The 18,628-nt window shown below is 64.2% G+C and carries 16 protein-coding genes; 6 read left to right on the forward strand and 10 right to left on the reverse strand.

What is annotated here, in order from left to right:
* Positions 1-28: 28 nt before the first annotated feature.
* Together IVA87_RS31435 and IVA87_RS31440 are read left to right on the forward strand one after the other, a co-directional pair.
* Positions 29-388 (forward strand): histone, encoded by a 360-nt coding sequence (locus IVA87_RS31435; protein ID WP_247299354.1) that lies wholly within the window; start codon positions 29-31, stop codon positions 386-388.
* Between the two features lie 388 nt (positions 389-776).
* The gene (locus IVA87_RS31440; protein ID WP_247277757.1) at positions 777-1,790 is read left to right on the forward strand and encodes a TorF family putative porin; all 1,014 of its coding nucleotides are present in this window, start codon (positions 777-779) and stop codon (positions 1,788-1,790) included.
* A gap of 265 nt (positions 1,791-2,055) precedes the next feature.
* On the opposite strand, the gene IVA87_RS31445 is transcribed toward IVA87_RS31440, so the two are convergent.
* Positions 2,056-3,810, reverse strand: coding sequence for an ABC transporter ATP-binding protein/permease (locus IVA87_RS31445; RefSeq protein WP_247299356.1), 1,755 nt, complete (start codon positions 3,808-3,810; stop codon positions 2,056-2,058).
* Between the two features lie 313 nt (positions 3,811-4,123).
* Here IVA87_RS31445 and IVA87_RS31450 point away from each other — a divergent pair, with 313 nt between their 5' ends.
* Both IVA87_RS31450 and IVA87_RS31455 read left to right on the forward strand, forming a co-directional pair.
* A complete protein-coding gene (locus tag IVA87_RS31450) occupies positions 4,124-5,788 on the forward strand; it encodes an L-lactate permease (protein WP_247299357.1) in 1,665 nt (554 codons plus the stop codon).
* Between the two features lie 140 nt (positions 5,789-5,928).
* Complete coding sequence (locus tag IVA87_RS31455; protein WP_247299358.1) at positions 5,929-6,327, forward strand: META domain-containing protein; 399 nt, start codon at positions 5,929-5,931, stop codon at positions 6,325-6,327.
* A gap of 111 nt (positions 6,328-6,438) precedes the next feature.
* Here IVA87_RS31455 and IVA87_RS31460 read toward each other — a convergent pair whose 3' ends face one another.
* The 3 genes from IVA87_RS31460 to IVA87_RS31470 form a co-directional block, all read right to left on the reverse strand.
* Entirely contained in the window at positions 6,439-7,650 is a 1,212-nt protein-coding gene (locus tag IVA87_RS31460; RefSeq protein WP_247336845.1) for a hypothetical protein, read from the reverse strand.
* Positions 7,651-7,793: 143 nt separating this feature from the next.
* Complete coding sequence (gene groL / locus IVA87_RS31465) at positions 7,794-9,425, reverse strand: chaperonin GroEL (RefSeq protein WP_247299360.1); 1,632 nt, start codon at positions 9,423-9,425, stop codon at positions 7,794-7,796.
* Positions 9,426-9,584: 159 nt separating this feature from the next.
* Positions 9,585-9,881, reverse strand: coding sequence for a co-chaperone GroES (locus IVA87_RS31470; protein WP_247299361.1), 297 nt, complete (start codon positions 9,879-9,881; stop codon positions 9,585-9,587).
* A 316-nt stretch (positions 9,882-10,197) separates the two neighbouring features.
* Here IVA87_RS31470 and IVA87_RS31475 point away from each other — a divergent pair, with 316 nt between their 5' ends.
* Positions 10,198-10,719 carry a hypothetical protein gene (locus IVA87_RS31475; protein WP_247299362.1) on the forward strand — a complete coding sequence of 174 codons (522 nt, stop codon included), beginning with the start codon at positions 10,198-10,200 and terminating at the stop codon, positions 10,717-10,719.
* 243 nt (positions 10,720-10,962) lie between these two features.
* On the opposite strand, the gene IVA87_RS31480 is transcribed toward IVA87_RS31475, so the two are convergent.
* Positions 10,963-11,742, reverse strand: coding sequence for a protein phosphatase CheZ (locus IVA87_RS31480; RefSeq protein WP_247277606.1), 780 nt, complete (start codon positions 11,740-11,742; stop codon positions 10,963-10,965).
* A 311-nt stretch (positions 11,743-12,053) separates the two neighbouring features.
* On the opposite strand from IVA87_RS31480, the gene IVA87_RS31485 reads away from it, so the two are divergent.
* Complete coding sequence (locus IVA87_RS31485; protein WP_247299364.1) at positions 12,054-12,866, forward strand: L,D-transpeptidase; 813 nt, start codon at positions 12,054-12,056, stop codon at positions 12,864-12,866.
* A gap of 650 nt (positions 12,867-13,516) precedes the next feature.
* Here IVA87_RS31485 and IVA87_RS31490 read toward each other — a convergent pair.
* The 5 genes from IVA87_RS31490 to IVA87_RS31510 all read right to left on the reverse strand — a co-directional run bounded on the left by IVA87_RS31490 (position 13,517) and on the right by IVA87_RS31510 (position 18,561).
* A complete protein-coding gene (locus IVA87_RS31490; protein ID WP_247336848.1) occupies positions 13,517-14,329 on the reverse strand; it encodes a DUF2076 domain-containing protein in 813 nt (270 codons plus the stop codon).
* Between the two features lie 125 nt (positions 14,330-14,454).
* On the reverse strand, positions 14,455-15,300 hold the full coding sequence (locus tag IVA87_RS31495) for a ChbG/HpnK family deacetylase (RefSeq protein ID WP_247299367.1): 846 nt from the start codon (positions 15,298-15,300) through the stop codon (positions 14,455-14,457).
* Positions 15,297-16,343, reverse strand: coding sequence for a glycosyltransferase family 2 protein (locus IVA87_RS31500; protein WP_247277602.1), 1,047 nt, complete (start codon positions 16,341-16,343; stop codon positions 15,297-15,299). Before IVA87_RS31500 ends, IVA87_RS31495 begins: the two co-directional genes overlap by 4 nt.
* 85 nt (positions 16,344-16,428) lie before the next feature.
* Entirely contained in the window at positions 16,429-17,406 is a 978-nt protein-coding gene (hisG, locus tag IVA87_RS31505; RefSeq protein ID WP_247336851.1) for an ATP phosphoribosyltransferase, read from the reverse strand.
* A 3-nt stretch (positions 17,407-17,409) separates the two neighbouring features.
* Positions 17,410-18,561, reverse strand: coding sequence for an ATP phosphoribosyltransferase regulatory subunit (locus IVA87_RS31510; protein WP_247299370.1), 1,152 nt, complete (start codon positions 18,559-18,561; stop codon positions 17,410-17,412).
* Between the last annotated feature and the right edge of the window lie 67 nt (positions 18,562-18,628).

Raw genomic sequence — 18,628 nt, forward strand, 5'->3', positions numbered from 1 at the left:
ATTGTTCGGCGGCAACAGGAGGACCACGATGGCGAAAGCGAAGAAGAAAAAAAGCAAGAAGGCCAAAAAGGCCAAGAAGGTCGTAGCGGCGAAGAAGAAGACCGCTAAGAAGGCAGCCAAGTCCGCGAAGAAGTCTGCCAAGAAGGCTACGAAGAAATCTGCCAAGAAGGCAGCCCCGAAGAAGGCCGCCAAGAAGGCGGCGACTAAGTCGGCCAAGAAGGCCGCACCCAAGAAGGCCGCGAAGAAAGCGGCACCGAAGAAGGCGAAGGCAGCTCCCGCGCCGAAGCCATCAACGCCGGCAGCTCCGGCTGCCGAGCCTGTCGCTGAGACAAGCTGGGCGATGCCTTCGTCTTCTGCGGAAGCTGCGCCGGCCGAGGGGCAAGGCTAGGCAGAGCGACCACCACCATCGACGACAGGAAGGCCGCTGCGGTGACGCGGCGGCCTTTTTGCATCGCCGCAAGCACCTTTAGAGGCCGCCCTTTTCTGCGCCTGTCTGATTCGTAGCCGGGGTGCCACGCTGCCTGGCTTTCCCGTACTTGCACGGTCCCTCTCGTGCACCTTGCAACGCAAAGAATGTGTTCGAGAAGACACACAGGCTGACAACGTTTCGTGGAATCGTCAAAACGCCTAAAAAGTCGGCAGATGCCCGCGCTTTTTGCTTCACGGCTCGCACCCCTCAATCCAAATTGCCGCAGTTACGAGATTGCAATCAAGTCGAGCGCTCCGGGGGGTACCGGGATCCGACTGGGGCTTAAGAACTGGCGATGGGGATCGAAATGAAAAAAGTGGCTTTGTTGGCAACGGCGCTGGCAATGGTGACGGGTTCGGCTTTCGCGGCAGACATGCCGGTCAAGGCATTGAAAGCCCCGCCGCCGCCCGCCTTCGATCCCTGGGACATCGCTTTTGGCGGCGCGATCATGAGCGACTACATCTTCCGCGGTATCAGCCAGTCGAACCACAAACCGTCGGTCGCCGCCTATTTCGAGCCGCGCTACAACGTCACCAAGGACCTCCAGCTCTACATCGGCGTCGCCGGTGAGAGCATTTCCTTCCCCAACCGCGCCGCGGCCGAGATCGACGTCTACGGCGGCATCCGCCCGACCTTCGGTGCATTCGCTTTCGACATCGGTGTTTGGGGTTATCTCTATCCGGGTGGCACCTGCTTTTACGGCGCGCCGACCGACACCGCCGGCAACCCGCTTAGCGCGCAGTGCGCCGCCAACGCTCTGCTCAACGGCAACGTCATGAAGAAGGACGTGAGCTTCTTCGAGGTCTACGGCAAGGTGAATTACACCATCAACGACAACTGGACCGTTGGCCTGAACGAGTACTATACGCCGAGCTTCCTGAACTCCGGTGCGTGGGGCGACTATGTGTCGATCACCGCCAAGTACACGGCGCCGAGCACCTTTTTCGGCTCCAGCGGCGTCGGGATGTACGTCTCGGGTGAGTTCGGCCGCCAATTCCTGGGCACCTCCGACTCGTTCTATGGCACCGGCTTCGCTGCGCCGGGCTTCGCTGGTCCGTTCCCGAACGGCATCAAGTACGCCGACTACAACACCTGGAATATCGGCATCGGATTCACGTACAAGGTATTCACTCTCGACCTGCGTTACTCCGACACCGACCTTTCGAAGGCGAACTGCAACGCCTTCACCAGCGACTACACGGCAGGCTTCAACGGCAGCTTCAGCAACATCAATCCGACTGGCGTCGGCTCCAATTGGTGCGGCGCCGCCGGCATCGCCAAGCTGTCCTTCGACCTGACAGCGATGACCAACCTGAAGTAAGTTTCTTCCCGAAACGACTTGATGAGGGCGGCGGAGCAATCCGCCGCCCTTTTGCTTTGGGGTCGGGTCTCTTCGCAAACGTCATGCCCGGGGCTTGTTCCGGGCATCCACGTTCTTTGGCACTGCCGCGCAATGAGCGCGTAGATGGCCGGGGCAAGCCCGGCCGTGGCGACGCAGAAACACCGGTGAAAAGCCGCTGGCGCCTTGTCGCGAGGCAGACTCGGCATCCGTTCTGACGAGAACGCAGTAGGGATTGCCCTGCGCCTCAACGCGCCGCGCTCGGCTCCGCTGCAGCCCGTTCGCCGCCGAGGACGTGGATCGCACCGTCCTTCACCAGCGCCACCTTGCGGGTGTGGAAAGCGTCGAGCGTCGAGCGGTGGCCGATCGAGACGATGGTGGTCTGCGGTAGCTTCTCAGCGAGCAGCCGGTAGAGCCGGGCCTCGGAGGGTTCGTCGAGCGAGGCGGTGGCCTCGTCCAGGAACAGATAATCCGGCACATGCAAGAGCGCGCGGGCGAGCCCGAGGCGCTGCTGCTCGCCGAGCGAGAGCATCCGATTCCAGTGACCGTTCTCGTCGAGCCGCTTTGCCAGCCGCGGCATGCCGACCGCGTTCAGCGCCTCTGCGATCTTCTCGGGTGCGATCGCGCCACGCCCTGCGGGGTAGATTACGGCGTCGCCGAGCGGGCCGATCGGAAAATACGGCCGCTGCGGCAGCATCATTAGCTTGGCCTTCTCGGGAATCGCGATGGTTCCGGTGCCGAACGGCCAGATTCCGGCGATGGCCCGGAACAGCGTGGATTTCCCGGAGCCCGACGGCCCGGTCACCAGCACGCGCTCCGCCGGCTGGATCGCGAAGGCATCGGCCGCAACAAGCGGCTCGCCGTTCGGCAGCTTTACCAGCAACTGATCGAGACCGATTGCCTTGCCGCTCGATGGTGCAACGCCGATGGTCGGCTCGCGCGTCGCCGTGTGGGCCGCCGACTTGACCGACATCTCGAAACCGTCGAGACGGGCAATCACCGAGCGCCATTCCGCGAGCGAGCGATAGGCTGTGACGAAAAAAGAGAGCGCATCTTGCACGCTGCTGAACGCCGAGCCAGTTTGCATCATGTCGCCGAGCTGAATTCTCTTGGCGAAGTAAGCCGGAGCAACGACCACATAGGGAAAGATCACTGCAGCCTGGCTGTAGCTTGCCGTGAAGGCGGTCAGGCGCTTGGTCCGGCTCATGATCGCGTACCAGTTGCCGATGACGAAACCAAAGCGCTGCAGCAAATTCCCTCGCTCCGCGCTCTCACCTTTCAAAAGTGCGATCTGCTCGGAATTTTCGCGCACGCGGATCAGGTTGAAGCGGAAGTCGGCCTCAAAGCGCTGCTGCTCGAAATTGAGGTTGATCAGCGGGCCACCGATCCAGTGCGTCAGCGCCGTACCCAGGATCGCGTAGACCAGCGCACACCAGACCAGAAAACCGGGGACGATGATGTCTGTGCCGTAAATGTGCAGCGGCGCCTTGTCCGACAGACCCCAGAGGATGACGACGAACGAGGCCAGCGTCACGATCGACGACAGCAGGCCGAGCCCGAGGGTCAAGGTCTGCTCGACGAAATTCTTGACGTCCTCGGTGATGCGCTGATCCGGGTTGTCGGCGGGGTCGCCCTTGAGCTGGATGCGGTAATGCGTCGAGCCGCTCAGCCATTCGCCGAGATAATGCTGCGTCAGCCACCGTCGCCAGCGAATCTGGAGCCACTGGTTCAGGTAGAGCTTGTAGACCGCCAGTGCGACGAAGGTGAAAGCAAGGCCGAGAAAGATCCAAATCTCTCTGACGAACCGGTCCAATTCATATCCCTGGACCGCACTGAAGAATCGGTTCTGCCACTGACTGACGAGAACATTGATCGCCACCAGCGCCAGCTCCATGGCGATGACGGCGGCGAGCAGGCCGCGGCCGGCCCATTTGTCCTCCGATCGGAAATAGGGGCCGGCGATTCGCCAGACGATCGCGAGCGTGGCGCGGATGTTGTTCACAGAGCGGGGTCTCCTAGAGGGGATGTGCATAACGGCCCGGAGCCAAATGGCTGAGGCAATGGCGGAAACGGGCGCGCTTAGACTAAAGTCGCAAGATCTGCAATTTGCGTTGGCTTGTCGCAGCTTGCAACCCTAGCATGGGGCTCGACGGCGCAGGGCGGGGTGAACAGGGTTTCGCGAGCTTGTGAGCGGACGGGAACCGCCGCATTCGCGAGGAATTCGCGTCCAGCTCGGGGGTTATCGCTTCCAGCGTCAAGCAGGATCGGCTCTCCACGCGAGTCGCCTGCCGCAACATGCGTGGGGGAGGAAGACCATGTGGAATCAAATCTATGATCCGCTGCACAGCCCGGTGCTGTCGACGATCGCGGCAGCGGTGCCCGTCGTCACGCTGCTGGTCCTGATCGCGAGCGGGCGCGTCCAGGCCCACATCGCCGCAATCATCGCCGTGATCGTGACCAACCTGATCACGATTTTCGTCTTTACCATGCCCGCGAACATGTCGATCCGCGCCTCCGTGCTGGGCATCGTCACAGGGTTCTTCCCCATCGGCTGGATCGTCCTCAACGTCATCTTCCTCTACCAGGTGACGGTGACCACCGGGCGCTTCGAGCTCTTGAAGCGCGCGGTCGGCGGCGTCACCGAAGATCGGCGGCTGCAATTGTTGCTGATCGCGTTCTCGTTCGGCGCATTCTTCGAGGGCGCTTCGGGCTTCGGCACGCCGGTCGCGATCACGGGTGCGGTGCTGATCGGCCTCGGCTTCTCGCCGCTCGCGGCTTCCGGCCTGTCGCTGATCGCCAACACCGCACCGGTCGCCTATGGCGCGCTGGGCACGCCGATCCAGGGCCTTGCCTCCGTCACCGGGCTCGATCCCTATACCTTGGGTGCGATGGTCGGCCGGCAATTGCCGTTCTTCTCCCTGATCGTGCCGTTCTGGGTGGTGTGGGCGTTCGCGGGCTGGAGGGGCATGAAGGACGTCTGGCCGGCGATCCTCGTCACGGGCGTGTCGTTCGCGATCCCGCAATTCGTCATCTCCAATTACATCAATCCCTGGATCGTCGACATCGGGGCCTCGCTGATCTCGATGGGCGCGCTGATCCTGTTCCTGAAGGTGTGGCAGCCGAAGCAGCTCTGGTTATCGCCGGCGCTGCGCGGCCGCGACGAATCGGCCTCGACGATGGCGGCGGCAAAGCCGCTCGACAAGACGCCACTCACGCAGGGCGAGCTGTTTAATGCGTTGCTGCCGTGGATCATCGTCTGCATCGTGATGCTGGTCTGGGGCAGCGGCGCCTTCAAGGGCTGGGCGAACTCGATCTTCACCTGGAACTATCCCGTGCCCGAGCTGCACCAGATGATCAACAAGATGCCGCCGGTCGCGCCAGGGCCGACCAAGGAAAGCGCGGTGTTCGCCTTCACCTACCTGTCCTTCACCGGCACGGGCATGCTGATCGCGGCGATCATCTCCGGCTTCCTGATGGGCGTCGGTCCCGGCCGGCTCCTGACCGAATACGGCCGCACCATCCGGCTGTGCGCGATCTCGCTGATCACGATCTCGGCGATGCTCGCGATCGGGACGCTGACCCGGCTATCCGGTGTCGACGCGACGCTCGGTCTCGCCTTCGCCGCAACCGGCGTGCTCTATCCCTTCTTCGGCACGCTGCTCGGCTGGCTGGGCGTCGCACTGACGGGATCGGACACCGCCTCCAACGTGCTGTTCGGAAACCTGCAGAAGATCACCTCCGAGCAGCTCGGCCTGTCGCCGGTCCTGATGGCCGCGGCGAACTCCTCCGGCGGCGTGATGGGCAAGATGATCGACGCGCAGTCCATCGTGGTCGCCTCCACTGCGACCAACTGGTACGGCCACGAGGGCACCATCCTGCGCTTCGTGTTCTGGCACTCGATCGTGCTCGCCTGCCTCGTCGGTGTGCTCGTGACGTTGCAGGCCTATGTCTGGCCGTTCACGGCCCTGGTGCTGAAGTAGCCATCGGCGCCAGGCTGCGACGCAAATCCCCGCGCGGTTCGCCTCGCGGGGATTTTTGCATCTACATCCGCCTGCGCGAACTTCTCAAGGGCGTCGCCGTCTTATAGAAGGTGCGGCAAGTCAGGTGGTCGAGAGGTCTCATGGTTTCGCTCAAACGATTGACGTGTGCGGCAGTGGCAATGTTCGCGATGTCCACGCTTGCGCGTGCCGAGGAGGGGTTCCCGTTCGGCACCGAGATGACGCTGGAAGCGCTGCCGCAGCCCGGGTCGAAGCGGATACCGAACATCGAGATCGGCGACAATGGCGAGGTCGTGCTGGAGCTCTGGTGCAAGGGCGGCAAGGGCCAGTTCTCGGTCGCCGGCAACACCGTGATCTTCGTCCCCGGCCAGATCCAGGACCGGTCCTGTCCGCCTGCGAAGGCGCAGGCCGACGACGATCTCGTGGCCGCGCTCGGCAGCGTCGAGACTTGGAAGCGCCAGGGCGAGGTGCTCACGCTGGTCGGTCCCAAGCCGCTGCGCTTTCGCGTCAACGGGAATTGAGCGTGAGGCGCGCGAAACGTGAACCCGGAATCTGCAGATTGTGGCGCGAGATTCAGGGGCGCGATTGCGCACCATGGTTCGACGCTGGTGCGTCGCCCCGGAATGACTTCGTCACTTCCACACCGACTTGTCGGCGTCCCAGCGCTGACCCTTCAGCTCCCTGGCAAGCGCCTCGATCGAGCCGTTGTCGTCGGGCAGATCGCCTTCTTCGTCGGGGCTCGCGTCGTCGGACAGATTGAGCCTGGCGCCGGCGCTCTCATCGGCCGTGGTCGTCGCGGGGCTGCCGATCCAGAGCATCAGCTTGTCGGTCGTGCCGGGCTTGTCGGGCGAAACGAGCCCTGCGACCTCGATCGTGTCGGTGAGCTCTAGCGCCGGGTGATCCTGGTTCGGCCGCTTGAACACCAGCTTGAGCTTGCCGGTGGCGGGGTTGAAGCTCTGTGAGACCGGCTTTGCCGCGAGCGTCCTGCTCAGCACGCCCGCAACCGCGGTCGCGAGCTTGTCGCGGTTGATCTTGTCGCCGTCGCGCCAGTCGGCGGCGGGGAAGCGGATGGTGCGGTCCATCTCGGTCATGCCCGCGGTCCACCCGGCGGCGGTGACGCCGGGCATCGTCTTGAACTTTGCCAGCCGTGCGCCCGCGCGCTCCGGATCGACGGACATGTTGATGGTCTGCTCACCGGCGCGCAGGGCGTCGCAGCTGACATTGAGGCTGGCCAGCGTCACCTCGACCTCCTGGCCCTTCAGGCTCTTCAGGAAGTCGGTCGCGGCATCGAGCTTGACCTTGACCGCGATCGCCTCCGGCGAGACGTCGGTGAAATCCTTCGGCTGCGGCGTGATGCCGTCATCGGAGGTCTGGTTGTCCAGGAATTCCTTCTCGCTGAGATCGGAATTGTCGGACGAGGTGACCTCGGTCACGACCTGTCCGATCGTGATCTGACCGCGGAATTCGAACATGTCCCCGACCTGCTTGCGCAGCAGCTTGACACTGACGGGTGCCTTCGCGCCGAGGCTCTGCGTCGTGCCCGTCAGGTTCTGGCCTGCAACCTGAAGATTGACGACGAAGCGGTCCTTGCGGTCGGAATTCTTCGCCATCGGATAGCAGACGTCGAGCACGGCCGCCGTGACCGTCTTACCCTGACGCGTCTCCTTCAGGATCGCGTCGGCATTACCGTCCATCAGCCCGTCGATCGACGTGAAATAGCGCGTCTCGGTTCCACCCGGCGTCGTGGCCTTCGGTGATAGCTTCATCTGGGCGGAAGCGACCTCAGGCGAAACGGCGAGCAAGGCTGCCAAAAGGGCGGTCGAACAAACCAGGAGCGCGCGCATCGACGAAATCCTCGAGCCATCAGAATCGGCGCCACCGTAGTGGGTTTTGGCCGCCGGTTGAATCGGAAAGCGGAGGGGCAGGGTCGGCAAAAAAGAAGGCCGCCCGGAGGCGGCCTTCGCAACATTGTAAGGTGAGATGGGCGTTAGAAGCCGCCCATGCCGCCGCCGGCCGGCATGGCGGGCGGCGCTTCCTTCTTCGGCGTCTCGGCGACCATGGCCTCGGTGGTCACCAGCAGGCCGGCCACGGAGGAGGCGTCCTGCAGCGCGGTGCGGACCACCTTGGCGGGATCGATGATGCCCTTCTCGACCATGTCGACATAGGCCTCGGTCTGGGCGTCGAAGCCGAAGGTCTCGGACTTGTTCTCCAGGATATTGCCGACGACGATCGAGCCTTCCACGCCCGCGTTCTCGGAGATCTGGCGGATCGGGGCTTCGAGCGCCTTCAGCACGATGTTGATGCCGGCCTGGACGTCCGCATTGGCGTTGGAGAGGCGGCCGACCGCCTTCTTGGCGCGCAGCAGCGCAACGCCACCGCCGGGCACGATGCCTTCCTGCACCGCGGCGCGGGTGGCGTTGAGCGCGTCCTCAACGCGGTCCTTCTTCTCCTTGACCTCGATCTCAGTCGCGCCGCCGACGCGGATCACCGCGACGCCGCCGGCGAGCTTGGCGAGGCGCTCCTGGAGCTTCTCACGGTCGTAGTCCGAGGTGGTCTCCTCGATCTGAGCCTTGATCTGGCCGACGCGGGCCTCGATGTCGGGCTTCTTGCCGGCGCCGTTGACGATCGTGGTGTTCTCCTTGTCGATCACCACCTTCTTGGCGCGGCCGAGCATCTTCACCGTGACGTTTTCGAGCTTGATGCCGAGCTCCTCGGAGATCAGCTGGCCGCCGGTGAGGATCGCGATGTCCTCGAGCATGGCCTTGCGGCGGTCGCCGAAGCCCGGCGCCTTGACGGCTGCGACCTTGAGGCCGCCGCGCAGGCGGTTCACGACCAGGGTGGCCAATGCCTCGCCCTCGACGTCCTCGGCGATGATGACGAGCGGCTTGCCGGACTGCACCACGGCTTCGAGCACCGGCAGCATGGCCTGCAGGCCCGAGAGCTTCTTCTCGTGCAGGAGGATGTAGGCGTCCTCGAGCTCGGCGGTCATCTTCTCGGCATTGGTGACGAAGTAGGGGCTGAGATAGCCGCGGTCGAACTTCATGCCCTCGACGATGTCGACTTCGGTGTCGAGCGACTTGTTCTCCTCGACGGTGATGACGCCCTCGTTGCCGACCTTCTGCATCGCCTGGGCGATCATCTTGCCGATGGCGGCATCGCCGTTGGCCGAGATGGTGCCGACCTGGGCAACCTCGGAGGAGGCGGCGACCGGCTTGGCGCGCTTTTCGATGTCCTTGACTACCGCGGCAACCGCGATGTCGATGCCGCGCTTGAGGTCCATCGGGTTCATGCCGGCGGCAACCGCCTTGGCGCCTTCGCGCACGATGGCCTGGGCCAGCACGGTTGCGGTGGTGGTGCCGTCACCGGCGAGGTCGTTGGTCTTGGAGGCGACCTCACGCACCATCTGGGCGCCCATGTTCTCGAACTTGTCCTCGAGCTCGATCTCCTTGGCGACGGTGACGCCGTCCTTGGTGATGCGGGGTGCGCCAAAACTCTTCTCGATGACGACGTTGCGGCCCTTCGGGCCGAGCGTCACCTTGACGGCGTTGGCGAGAATGTCGACGCCGCGCAGCATGCGATCGCGCGCGTCTCCGGAAAACTTGACGTCTTTGGCAGCCATATCTGCAGTCTCTCGTGTTTGGTGTTGTGTCTGCCGCGCTTCCCTTCGTCATTACCGGGCTCGACCCGGCAATCCATCTTCAAGCGAAGAATGATGGATGCCCGGGTCAGGCCCGGGCATGACAGTAGGGATATTCAGCGGCCGTTCAGGCGGTTGGTCTTAGGCCAGCACGCCCATGATGTCCGACTCCTTCATGATCAGGAGCTCTTCGTTCTCGATCTTGACCTCGGTGCCCGACCACTTGCCGAACAGCACGCGGTCGCCGACCTTGAGGTCGATCGGGATCAGCTTGCCGGTCTCGTCGCGGCCGCCGGGTCCGACGGCGACGATTTCGCCCTGGGAGGGCTTTTCCTTGGCAGTGTCGGGAATGATGATGCCGCCCTTGGTCTTTTCCTCGGCGTCGATACGTTTAACCACGACACGGTCATGCAGCGGACGAAATTTGGATTTAGCCATGACGTTTCCCTTTGGAGGCTCGCTTCGGAAGTAGTGGAAGTGGGTTGGGGCGGCGCTTCCGCCCACCCTCTTGCCGAGGAGCGGACGGCGCGCTTAGCAATCGGGCTTTCCGAGTGCTAATAGTGCGCCCGGAAATATGGCTTGGCCGCGATCCTGTCAAGCAAAGGTGGTTAAGCGATTGGTGAGGCGGATATAGGATGGTGGCATTGGAAACTCGTTCGGGGCGCCGGCGTATCAAACGACGGCATTGCTCCGGCAGCGGTTTTGCGCTTGGCTGCGGCAGGGGTGCGGCCATGGTCTTGTTCGGGGGAATGCCATGATCAATTCAGCTCGCGCGCGCACGGTTGCCAATCTGGCCGCCGCGACTTGCCTGGCGCTATTGCTGGGCGCCTGCGGCGGCGGCATGAGCCTGCCGTCCTTCTCGTCGTCTTCGCCGCCGCCCGAGGCTGAGCCCGGCACCGGTCCGGAGATGCCCGCAACGATCCGTCCCGACGAGATCGTCGGCCGCTGGGGCCTCGCCTCGTTCCAGAATCCGGCCGACCGGGCCCGCACCGAGGCGGCCGCCCGGGCCCAGTGCAAGAATCCTTATGTGATCACCGCCGGCTCTTCCGGCGGCGTGATCATGCATCTGGCCGACCAGGCGACCCCGCAGGAGCTGCGGCTGAAGGGCTCCCCGAGCGGCAAGAATTACATCGGGCCGGCCGGCCCGACGCCGGGCGAGCAGGACCGCGAGATCATCTCCTTCGACGGCCGCGTGCTGATCACCCGTTTCATCGACAAGGACGCTGCCACCCGCTACGGCAACATGGTCTACGTCCGCTGCGCGCCGAGAGCGTGATTGACTTTTCCCCTTTCCCCTTGTGGGAGAGGTTGGCTCGCCGCGACAGCGGCGAGACGGGTGAGGGGTCTCTCTCCCCGAAATTCAACTTCATTTGAGTTCGCGGATACAGACCCCTCATCCGGCGCTTCGCGCCACCTTCTCCCACAAGGGGAGAAGGGAAGAAGGGCGCGCGATCGACGTCTCCAAAAACAAGAACGCCGGCCCCCAAGGCCGACGTCTCGTTCTTATCCTCGCGTCCGCTCAGTCGAACAGCGCGTCGATGTCGTCCTGCGAGGCGTGGCCGACGTCGCCGGCGAGCTTCGGGCCGTTGAGGAGCTTCTCGTCCTCGCTGCGGTTGTCGACATGCGCGGGCACATGGGCCTTGATCGCGTCGACGCCGCCCCAGATCTCCATCATCGCATTGATGTGCTGCTCGATGAACTTCATCGTGGTCATGACCTTGCTGATGCGCTGGCCGGTCAGGTCCTGGAAGTTGCAGGCTTCGAAGATCGAGATGACGCGTTCCTGGATGTCGTCGGCGAGCCGCTTCTGCTGATCGGCCGATTGCACCTTGGACATCGCGCTGGCCGCCTGGTCGATCGACTCGGCGGCTTCGAGGATTTGCTGGGTCGCCTGCTCGGTGCCGCCGACGACCGCGCCAAGCTCGCCATTGACCTTGGCCATTTCGCCGCCGTCGAAGCTCTTACCGTGCAGCGTCGCGATCTCGCGCTTGGTGCGGTCGATGGCGTCGTGGATGAGGTCGAGCTCGACCTTCAGCTTCTCGCACTGCTCGATCTGGGCCCGGTAGGTCTCGAGCATGGTGCGGGCCTCGGAGAGCTCGTGGGTGGTGGAGGCATCGATCGCCGCCATGGCGGCGCTGCCGGACAGCGGAATAGTGCCCTTCGCCATCTGTGCGCGGATCGCTCGCAACTCGGCCATGATCTCGCTGTGCATCGGGATTGCCTCTTCGGTTTCGTCAAGAATCGGCATCTCGCCACCGACGATGTCTTCGACACGGAAACGTTTGCGGTGAACAGCCATCACGATACTCCCCCACCTCACTCACGCGTCTTTGTAGGCAGAAGCGATTTAACACGAAGTTCACAGCAGGAACTGATGCGCGGCGTCGCGCCGCCGCGCAAGGACGCGATTAACCATGGCCTTGCTGCATTCACCGAAAATAAACGCTGATCGCCAAATTGCCCCGCGCTTGACGACGTGGTGAATCCAAACGCTGCTTCCGTTTACCAAACAAAACGGCTTTTGCTTTTTATTGACCACGCCGAGGGACGCGGATCAGCCGCCAGCTCTCCACGGCATGCGATCTAGACGAAACAGTACAGAGTACGTCGATGTTCAAGAAGATGTCCGTCGCGCTGCTCGGCAGCGCTTGCACCGTCATTGCGGGCGCAAACAGCGCCAGCGCCTTCGACAACAGGATGCCGAACGATCCGCCCGCAGTGCTCTATGCGCCGCAGATACCGCAGGCGCCAGTGCGCGTCGCCTCCAATTCAAACATGGGCGGCGGCTTCATCGAGTTTCTATTCGGTGACGGTCCCGGTCGTGGTCCGGCCTACGCGCCCGAGCGGCCGGTGTATCAGCAGCAGCCGGCCTATTACGACCAGCGCCGTCTGCCGCCGATGGGCGAGCCGCAGATGCAAGGCGCGCTTCCGCAAGGTGCGGTCCAGCAGGACGCGGTCGATCCGCGGCAGCGTCCGTTCGATCCGAAATTCGAGAAGCAACTCGTCGACTATAGCGGCAAGGAAAGTCCCGGCACGATCGTGGTCGATACGCCGAACAAGTTCCTCTATCTGGTCGAGGGCAATGGCAGGGCAATGCGTTACGGCATCGGTGTGGGTCGTCCCGGCTTCACCTGGTCGGGCGTGAAGTCGATCACGGCCAAGCGCGAATGGCCAGACTGGACGCCGCCGGCGGAAATGCTCGCGCGCCGCCCCGATCTGCCCCGGCACATGGAAGGCGGCCCGGAAAATCCGCTCGGCGCCCGCGCGATGTATCTGGGCTCTACGCTCTATCGCATTCACGGCTCCAACGAGCCCTGGACCATCGGCACCAACGTCTCCTCCGGCTGCATCCGCATGCGCAACGAGGACGTCATCGACCTCTATAGCCGCGTCAATGTCGGCACCAAGGTCGTGGTGATGTGAAGCGTCATGCGCTCGATGTGAGCCGACTACTCCGCGTGTCGCGCCAGCTCGCGATGCCCGGCATCGAAGGCGTTGCGTGCCGCCGGCGTACGCCTTCAGCTAGCGTCTATGCTCGCTGGCGGTGACGCGTCGACCCGAGACGATGGGCAAGCGAGCGGCGACGACGAGTTGACGAATGGGAATGCGGTGTGCGAGCGGAGCGGTTCAACCGCCGCGCCGACCGCTCCGCCTTCCTGACACGCTCGTGCAGTCCCTCCAACTCGTACAATTCGGTGATGAGATGTGTTGTCATGTCGGACAAGGTTGCAATGCGCTGCTGAAGTGGACTCATTTCTAAAACCCCAACTATAACCAGAGAGGCAGCCACGTCGGTGTGTGTGGCATGAGCAACGTGTTCTTCAAGTTGAACACCCATGTCCAAATTTGGAAATCCGGGAGTCTACGGCCGCGCGTGTCAGAAGGCGATTTCGTGTTTCATGGTGAACTCGGCGCGTCCGGCCGGTCAGCTCCGTGCAATGCAACAAGAGGCGCATTAGTCATATGTATCGATCGGATTCTCTGCGCGACCTGGCAGCGAGGGCGCTTGAGTTATCCGGCAAAAGAAAACGGCCGCCTAAAGGCGGCCGCTGCGCATCTATCGGGCGAATTGCTCACGCGTAATCGCTGCCGCCGTCGTCGCCGCCGTCGAAATCGCTGTCGTCGGCCAGATCCATGTTGTCGTCGCGATCGTCGTCGTAGCTCTGATCGCTGTTGTTGTCCCGGTCGTTCGACGCCTGGTCGAAGAAGCCCTGGCGGGAGTCGCGATTCGAGCCGATGTCATTGAGGCCCGCGTCGCGCGCGAGCGAGCCGCCCGACTGATCGCTGCCGCCCCAGGGGCTGCGGTCGCCCAAGGCGTTGGTGTCGCCAAAAGCCTGCTGATGCGGTCCGCCCATCATGCCGCGGATGCTGGAGAGCAGCAGCGAGCCGCCGACGACGCCGGCTGCAGCCGCCGCCGCCGTGCCGAGGAACGAGCCACCACCACCGCCGATAGGAGGCGCGCCATAGCCCTGACCCGGACCTTGGCCATAGGCTTGTCCGTAAGGCGGCTGACCATAACCCGGCTGGCCTTGCTGCATCGCCTGGCCGCTGTTCCAGACCGGCCGCGAATCGCGCGGCGGCACGTTCGGCACAGAACCGCGCGACCAGCCGCCGCCGAATAGCGTGTCACGCATGGTATCTAGGAAGCCGCCGGACTGCGCCTGCTCGGGCGCCTGCCCCGCTTCCAGCTCCTGGATGCGGCTGTGGGCGCGCTTCAGCGCTTCGTCCTGCAACAGCACGGTCTGGACCAGCGCGTAGATCGCACCGGGTGCCTTGCGCAAGCCGTCGGAGATCGCGGCGATCGCGTCGGGATCGCGCGGTGCATTTTCCAGTTTGGTAAGCCGGTCGAAAAGCTCGTCGACGAGCTGGCGTTCCTGCGGCGTCATGATCTGTCTCCTTCGCGCAAAACCAAGCGCGAGGCAGATGTAGGGTTCCATTGTGGCCCCAACAGTGCCGGCCGGATTAAATTTCGGTATGCGACAAGCTGCCTCGCACCGCCGTTTCGGCGATTTCACCCCAGCGTGACGCCACTGTCCGCTAGCAGACGTGGGAATGCGTCGCTGGCGAGATAAGCGTGCTCGCGTTCGCGCACATCCGTCATCGGGTCGAGGCCAACAAGGACTTCATCGACGAATCCGGGATGACACATCACGAGACCACCGTCGGGGAGGCCTTCCAGGAACTGCCGCATCAATGCGCCGAAATCGGCCGCCCGCGTGAAGTCGTAAGCGCCGGCGAAGCCTGGATTGAAGCTGAGGCCGGCGCTGCCGGCGCGGCGGCGGAATTGGGCACTGAGGATATCGAGCACCATGGCCTTTGGTGAGGCCAGCCGCCGCGCCAGCGGCAGGTTGCGGCCGCCCTGGCGTACCCAAGCGTTCGGTGCGGTCTCGCTAACGGCATCGACAAAGCCGTCGCGCACCTGCGGATAGAGCTGGACGTGCTGGTGGCCGTCGACGAAGTCGGGCGCACGCCCGAATGCTTCCATGAAAGCTGCGAGCTGCGCCTTCACCTCGTTGCGAAAGAATTCGCGGTCGAGCCGTCGCATCAGTGCGGCGCGCAGCAGCTTCGGAAAGGCCAAGAACATGTCGCCGTCGAGTGGACGGAAATGCATGGTGAGCGGCCGGAACGGTGCCGACAGCGTCACGTGGAGGCCGATCGCGCAATGCGGGCTCGATTTGGCTGCCGCCTCCAGCGCTTCGATCTCGCTGCGCGCGATCGCAGGTCCCACCATCATCACCGACGTGGCGTTGAGGCGGCCGCGTTCGATCAGGTCGCGGATGGCGCGATTGACGCCCGCGCTGATACCGTAATCGTCGGCGCAGAGCCAGATTCGCCGCAGACTCGCGGCCGCGCTCATTCGGCCGCCGTCCGCTTCGAAGCGTCGTCGGCGTTGTCGGTCTCGAAGCGCTTTTCGCTGTGCTCGGCGACGAAGTAGATCGGGCGCGCCTTTAGCTCGGAGAGGATCTTGCCGATATATTCGCCGACGATGCCGATCATGATGAGCTGCACGCCGCCGATGGTCATCAGGCCGACCACGAGCGAGGGATAGCCGGGCACCTGCTTGCCAGTCGTGAACACCTCCCAGAGGATCGAGAGGCCGAACAGGAAGGCGATCCCGGCGAGCACCACGCCGAGCAGGCTGGCGAAGCGCAAGGGAGCGACCGAGAATGAGGTCAGGCCCTCGATCGACAGGCCGAGCAGGCGTGCGGCGTTGAAGGTGGTGGCGCCATGGGCGCGCGGCGCCGGTTCGTAGTCGACGCGGATCTGGCGAAAGCCGATCCAGCTGGCCAGTCCCTTGAAGAAGCGGTTACGCTCCGGCAGCTGTCTCAGCGCTGCGACCGCCCGCGGCGAGAGCAGGCGGAAATCGCCGGCGTCCTCGGGAATCTTCTGCCGCGCGCCCCAATTGATCAGGGCGTAGAAGCCGTGCACGGCGAGCCGGCGCAGGAAGCTTTCGTTGTCGCGATGCGCCTTGGCGGTATAGACGACGTCGTAGCCGTCATCGATCCAGTGCCGCACCAGCTGCTCGACCAGGGCCGGCGGATGCTGGCCGTCGCCGTCCATGAACATGACGGCGCCGAGCCGGGCATGGTCGAGGCCGGCCATCAGCGCCGCCTCCTTGCCGAAATTGCGCGACAGCGAGACCACCTGGACGCCGATTGCGTCAGCCGGCAGGCTGCGGGCGATCGACAGCGTCGCATCCGCGCTGCCGTCGTCGACATAGACGACCTCGCAGGCCAGGCGATAGCGCTGCCGCAAGGTCTTCGCGAGTTCGCAGATCCGCTGGTGCAGGGCGGCGAGGCCCGCCGCCTCATTGTAGACGGGGACGACAATCGACAGTCCCTTCGCGGCGGCGCTGGCCGCGGTGGTCGTCATGCCGGAAACGTCAGAGCCCAGCGTCATCGTTCAAGGTTCCAAGGCGTTTAGGTCTTATCAACAGCATATGGTAGCTGCGGTTTGCTGTCGCTACGCTGAACGAAACTGAGGCTCACCGCCCCAGGAAGGCCTCGAGCTTGGCGAACAGCGGATTCTCCCGGTCGAACACGTAGTCGAGCGAAACCACCGAGACGGTCTCGGCGCCATGCTCGCGCAGGAAGCTCGCCAGCGCATAGAGCTGGCCCGGGGGACAGTGCAGCGTCAGCATGCCTGACGAGGTCGGTCCGCCAAACGGGGCCGCGACGCCGAACCGGCTGTGGGCCTCGCCGAGCAGGGCGGCGTCGCACTGCCGAAAGCGGGTGCGGACCTCGCGGTACTTGTTGGCGCGGGCTCGCGCCGCAATGTGATCGAGGATGACGCGCGCAGTCTCGCGTGCCTGCGACGACCAGTCGGCCTCTTTGGAGGCGACCAGATTGGCCTGGCTGCGCAGGATCACTCCATCGTCGAGCACCCGCAAGCCATTGGCGGCGAGCGTCGCACCGGTCGTCGTGATGTCGACGATCAGCTCGGCACTGCCCGCCGCGGGCGCGCCTTCGGTCGCGCCGGCGCTTTCGACGATGCGGTAGTCCGTGATGCCGTGGCTCTGGAAAAAGGCGCGGGTCAGATTGATGAACTTGGTCGCGACCCGCATCCGCATGTGATGTTGCTCGCGGAAGCCGGTGGTGACGTCGTCGAGGTCGGCCATGGTGCGGACGTCGATCCAGGCCTGCGGCACCGCGACGACGACATCGGCATAGCCGAAGCCGAGCCCCTCGATCAGCGACACGCGCTTGTCGGCGTCCGCGATGTTCTCGCGCACCAGATCTTCCCCGGTGACGCCGAGATGCGCAAAACCGCGGGAGAGTTGCGAGGCGATCTCGCTCGCCGAGAGATAGGCGACCTCGACATTGTCGAGACCCGCGATGGCGCCGCGATAGTCGCGGGCGCCGCCGGCCTTCGACAGCTTGAGCCCGGCGCGGGCGAAAAAGGCTTCGGTGTTTTCCTGAAGGCGGCCCTTGGAGGGAACGGCCAGAACGAATGGCGCGCTCATGACTTAAGCTCCCACCTTGCGGCCGATCTTGGCCAGCGCGTCTACCCAGACCGAGAAGCCGACCGCGGGAATTGGCTGCACGGAGCCGAGCTGGGTCATCAGCCCGTCATAGCGGCCGCCGGCGACCAGCGGCTCGGCGCCATTACCCCTGTGATGCAATTCGAACTCGAAACCGGTGTAATAGTCGAGCCCGCGGCCGAACGCGGTCGAGAAACGCGTCAGCTTCACGTCGATGCCGCGCGCAGCCATGAAGCCGACCCGGCTCTCGAACTGGTCGATCGCAGATGTGAGATCGAGCTTGGCATCCGCAGTCAGTGCACGCAGCTTTGCGACGGCATCGTCGGGATTGCCTGCGATCGACAGGAAGCGTTTGAGCACGGTGATCGCCTCGCGCGGCAATGCGCCACCCTTGAGGGTCGATTGCTCGAGGAAGCGGTCGGCAATCTCGGCCGTGGTACGGCCGCCGACATTGGTGGTGCCGGCGATCGACATCAAATCGGTGACGAAGGCGAGCGCCGCCTTGCGGTCCGAGCCGGCCAGCGCAGCGAGCACGCCCTCATATTCGCTGCGGGTCGCGGTGGCCGCGGCCGCCAGCCGCTCCAGATCCTGCTCCAGGCTGATCTTGCGGTTGAAATCCTTGACCAGGCGGCGGCGCCAGACCGGATAGAGATCGAGCGCGTCGAGCAGGGCATTGAACAGCGCGACGTCACCGGTGCGGATCTCGACGTCGCCGACACCGAAGGCGGCAGTTGCCTCCAGGGCCAGCGCCAGCATCTCGGCATCCGCCGCAGCGCGGTCCTGACGGCCGAAGGACTCGATGCCGGCCTGGAGAAACTCGCTGGTCTGGCCGCTGCGGTATCGAAACACCGGGCCGAGATAGCTGAACCCGGCCGCTTGGCCGGCACGGCCAGAGGCAAGGTAATCGCGCGCCACCGGAATGGTCAGGTCCGGGCGCAGACAGAGCTCCTCGCCCGAAAGGTCCGTGGTCAGGTACAGGCTCTTGCGGATGTCTTCGCCCGAGAGGTCGAGGAACGGCTCGGCCGGTTGCAGGATGGCGGGCTCGGCCCTGACATAGCCCGCCTGCGCGAACGACAACAGCAGCGTATCCGCCCAGGCGGCGGAGCCGGCAGCATTTGAGGTGGCGGTCGCGGTCATAATAGGGGTCCATCGTCCCGGTGGAACCGGGCAGGCAAGGGAAGGGACGGGAATTGCCGCAGCCCTT

The sequence above is a fragment of the Bradyrhizobium sp. 147 genome (genome assembly GCF_023073935.1).
In the GTDB taxonomy this organism is placed as follows: Bacteria; Pseudomonadota; Alphaproteobacteria; order Rhizobiales; family Xanthobacteraceae; genus Bradyrhizobium.

Excerpts from the sequence above, each read along its gene's own strand:
- IVA87_RS31435 (WP_247299354.1), top strand. The coding sequence starts at position 29 with ATGGCGAAAGCGAAGAAGAAAAAAAGCAAGAAGGCCAAAAAGGCCAAG.
- IVA87_RS31440 (WP_247277757.1), top strand. The coding sequence starts at position 777 with ATGAAAAAAGTGGCTTTGTTGGCAACGGCGCTGGCAATGGTGACGGGT.
- IVA87_RS31450 (WP_247299357.1), top strand. The coding sequence starts at position 4,124 with ATGTGGAATCAAATCTATGATCCGCTGCACAGCCCGGTGCTGTCGACG.
- IVA87_RS31455 (WP_247299358.1), top strand. The coding sequence starts at position 5,929 with ATGGTTTCGCTCAAACGATTGACGTGTGCGGCAGTGGCAATGTTCGCG.
- IVA87_RS31460 (WP_247336845.1), bottom strand. The coding sequence starts at position 7,650 with ATGCGCGCGCTCCTGGTTTGTTCGACCGCCCTTTTGGCAGCCTTGCTC.
- groL (WP_247299360.1), bottom strand. The coding sequence starts at position 9,425 with ATGGCTGCCAAAGACGTCAAGTTTTCCGGAGACGCGCGCGATCGCATG.
- IVA87_RS31470 (WP_247299361.1), bottom strand. The coding sequence starts at position 9,881 with ATGGCTAAATCCAAATTTCGTCCGCTGCATGACCGTGTCGTGGTTAAA.
- IVA87_RS31475 (WP_247299362.1), top strand. The coding sequence starts at position 10,198 with ATGATCAATTCAGCTCGCGCGCGCACGGTTGCCAATCTGGCCGCCGCG.
- IVA87_RS31480 (WP_247277606.1), bottom strand. The coding sequence starts at position 11,742 with ATGGCTGTTCACCGCAAACGTTTCCGTGTCGAAGACATCGTCGGTGGC.
- IVA87_RS31485 (WP_247299364.1), top strand. The coding sequence starts at position 12,054 with ATGTTCAAGAAGATGTCCGTCGCGCTGCTCGGCAGCGCTTGCACCGTC.
- IVA87_RS31490 (WP_247336848.1), bottom strand. The coding sequence starts at position 14,329 with ATGACGCCGCAGGAACGCCAGCTCGTCGACGAGCTTTTCGACCGGCTT.
- IVA87_RS31495 (WP_247299367.1), bottom strand. The coding sequence starts at position 15,300 with ATGAGCGCGGCCGCGAGTCTGCGGCGAATCTGGCTCTGCGCCGACGAT.
- IVA87_RS31500 (WP_247277602.1), bottom strand. The coding sequence starts at position 16,343 with ATGACGCTGGGCTCTGACGTTTCCGGCATGACGACCACCGCGGCCAGC.
- hisG (WP_247336851.1), bottom strand. The coding sequence starts at position 17,406 with ATGAGCGCGCCATTCGTTCTGGCCGTTCCCTCCAAGGGCCGCCTTCAG.
- IVA87_RS31510 (WP_247299370.1), bottom strand. The coding sequence starts at position 18,561 with ATGACCGCGACCGCCACCTCAAATGCTGCCGGCTCCGCCGCCTGGGCG.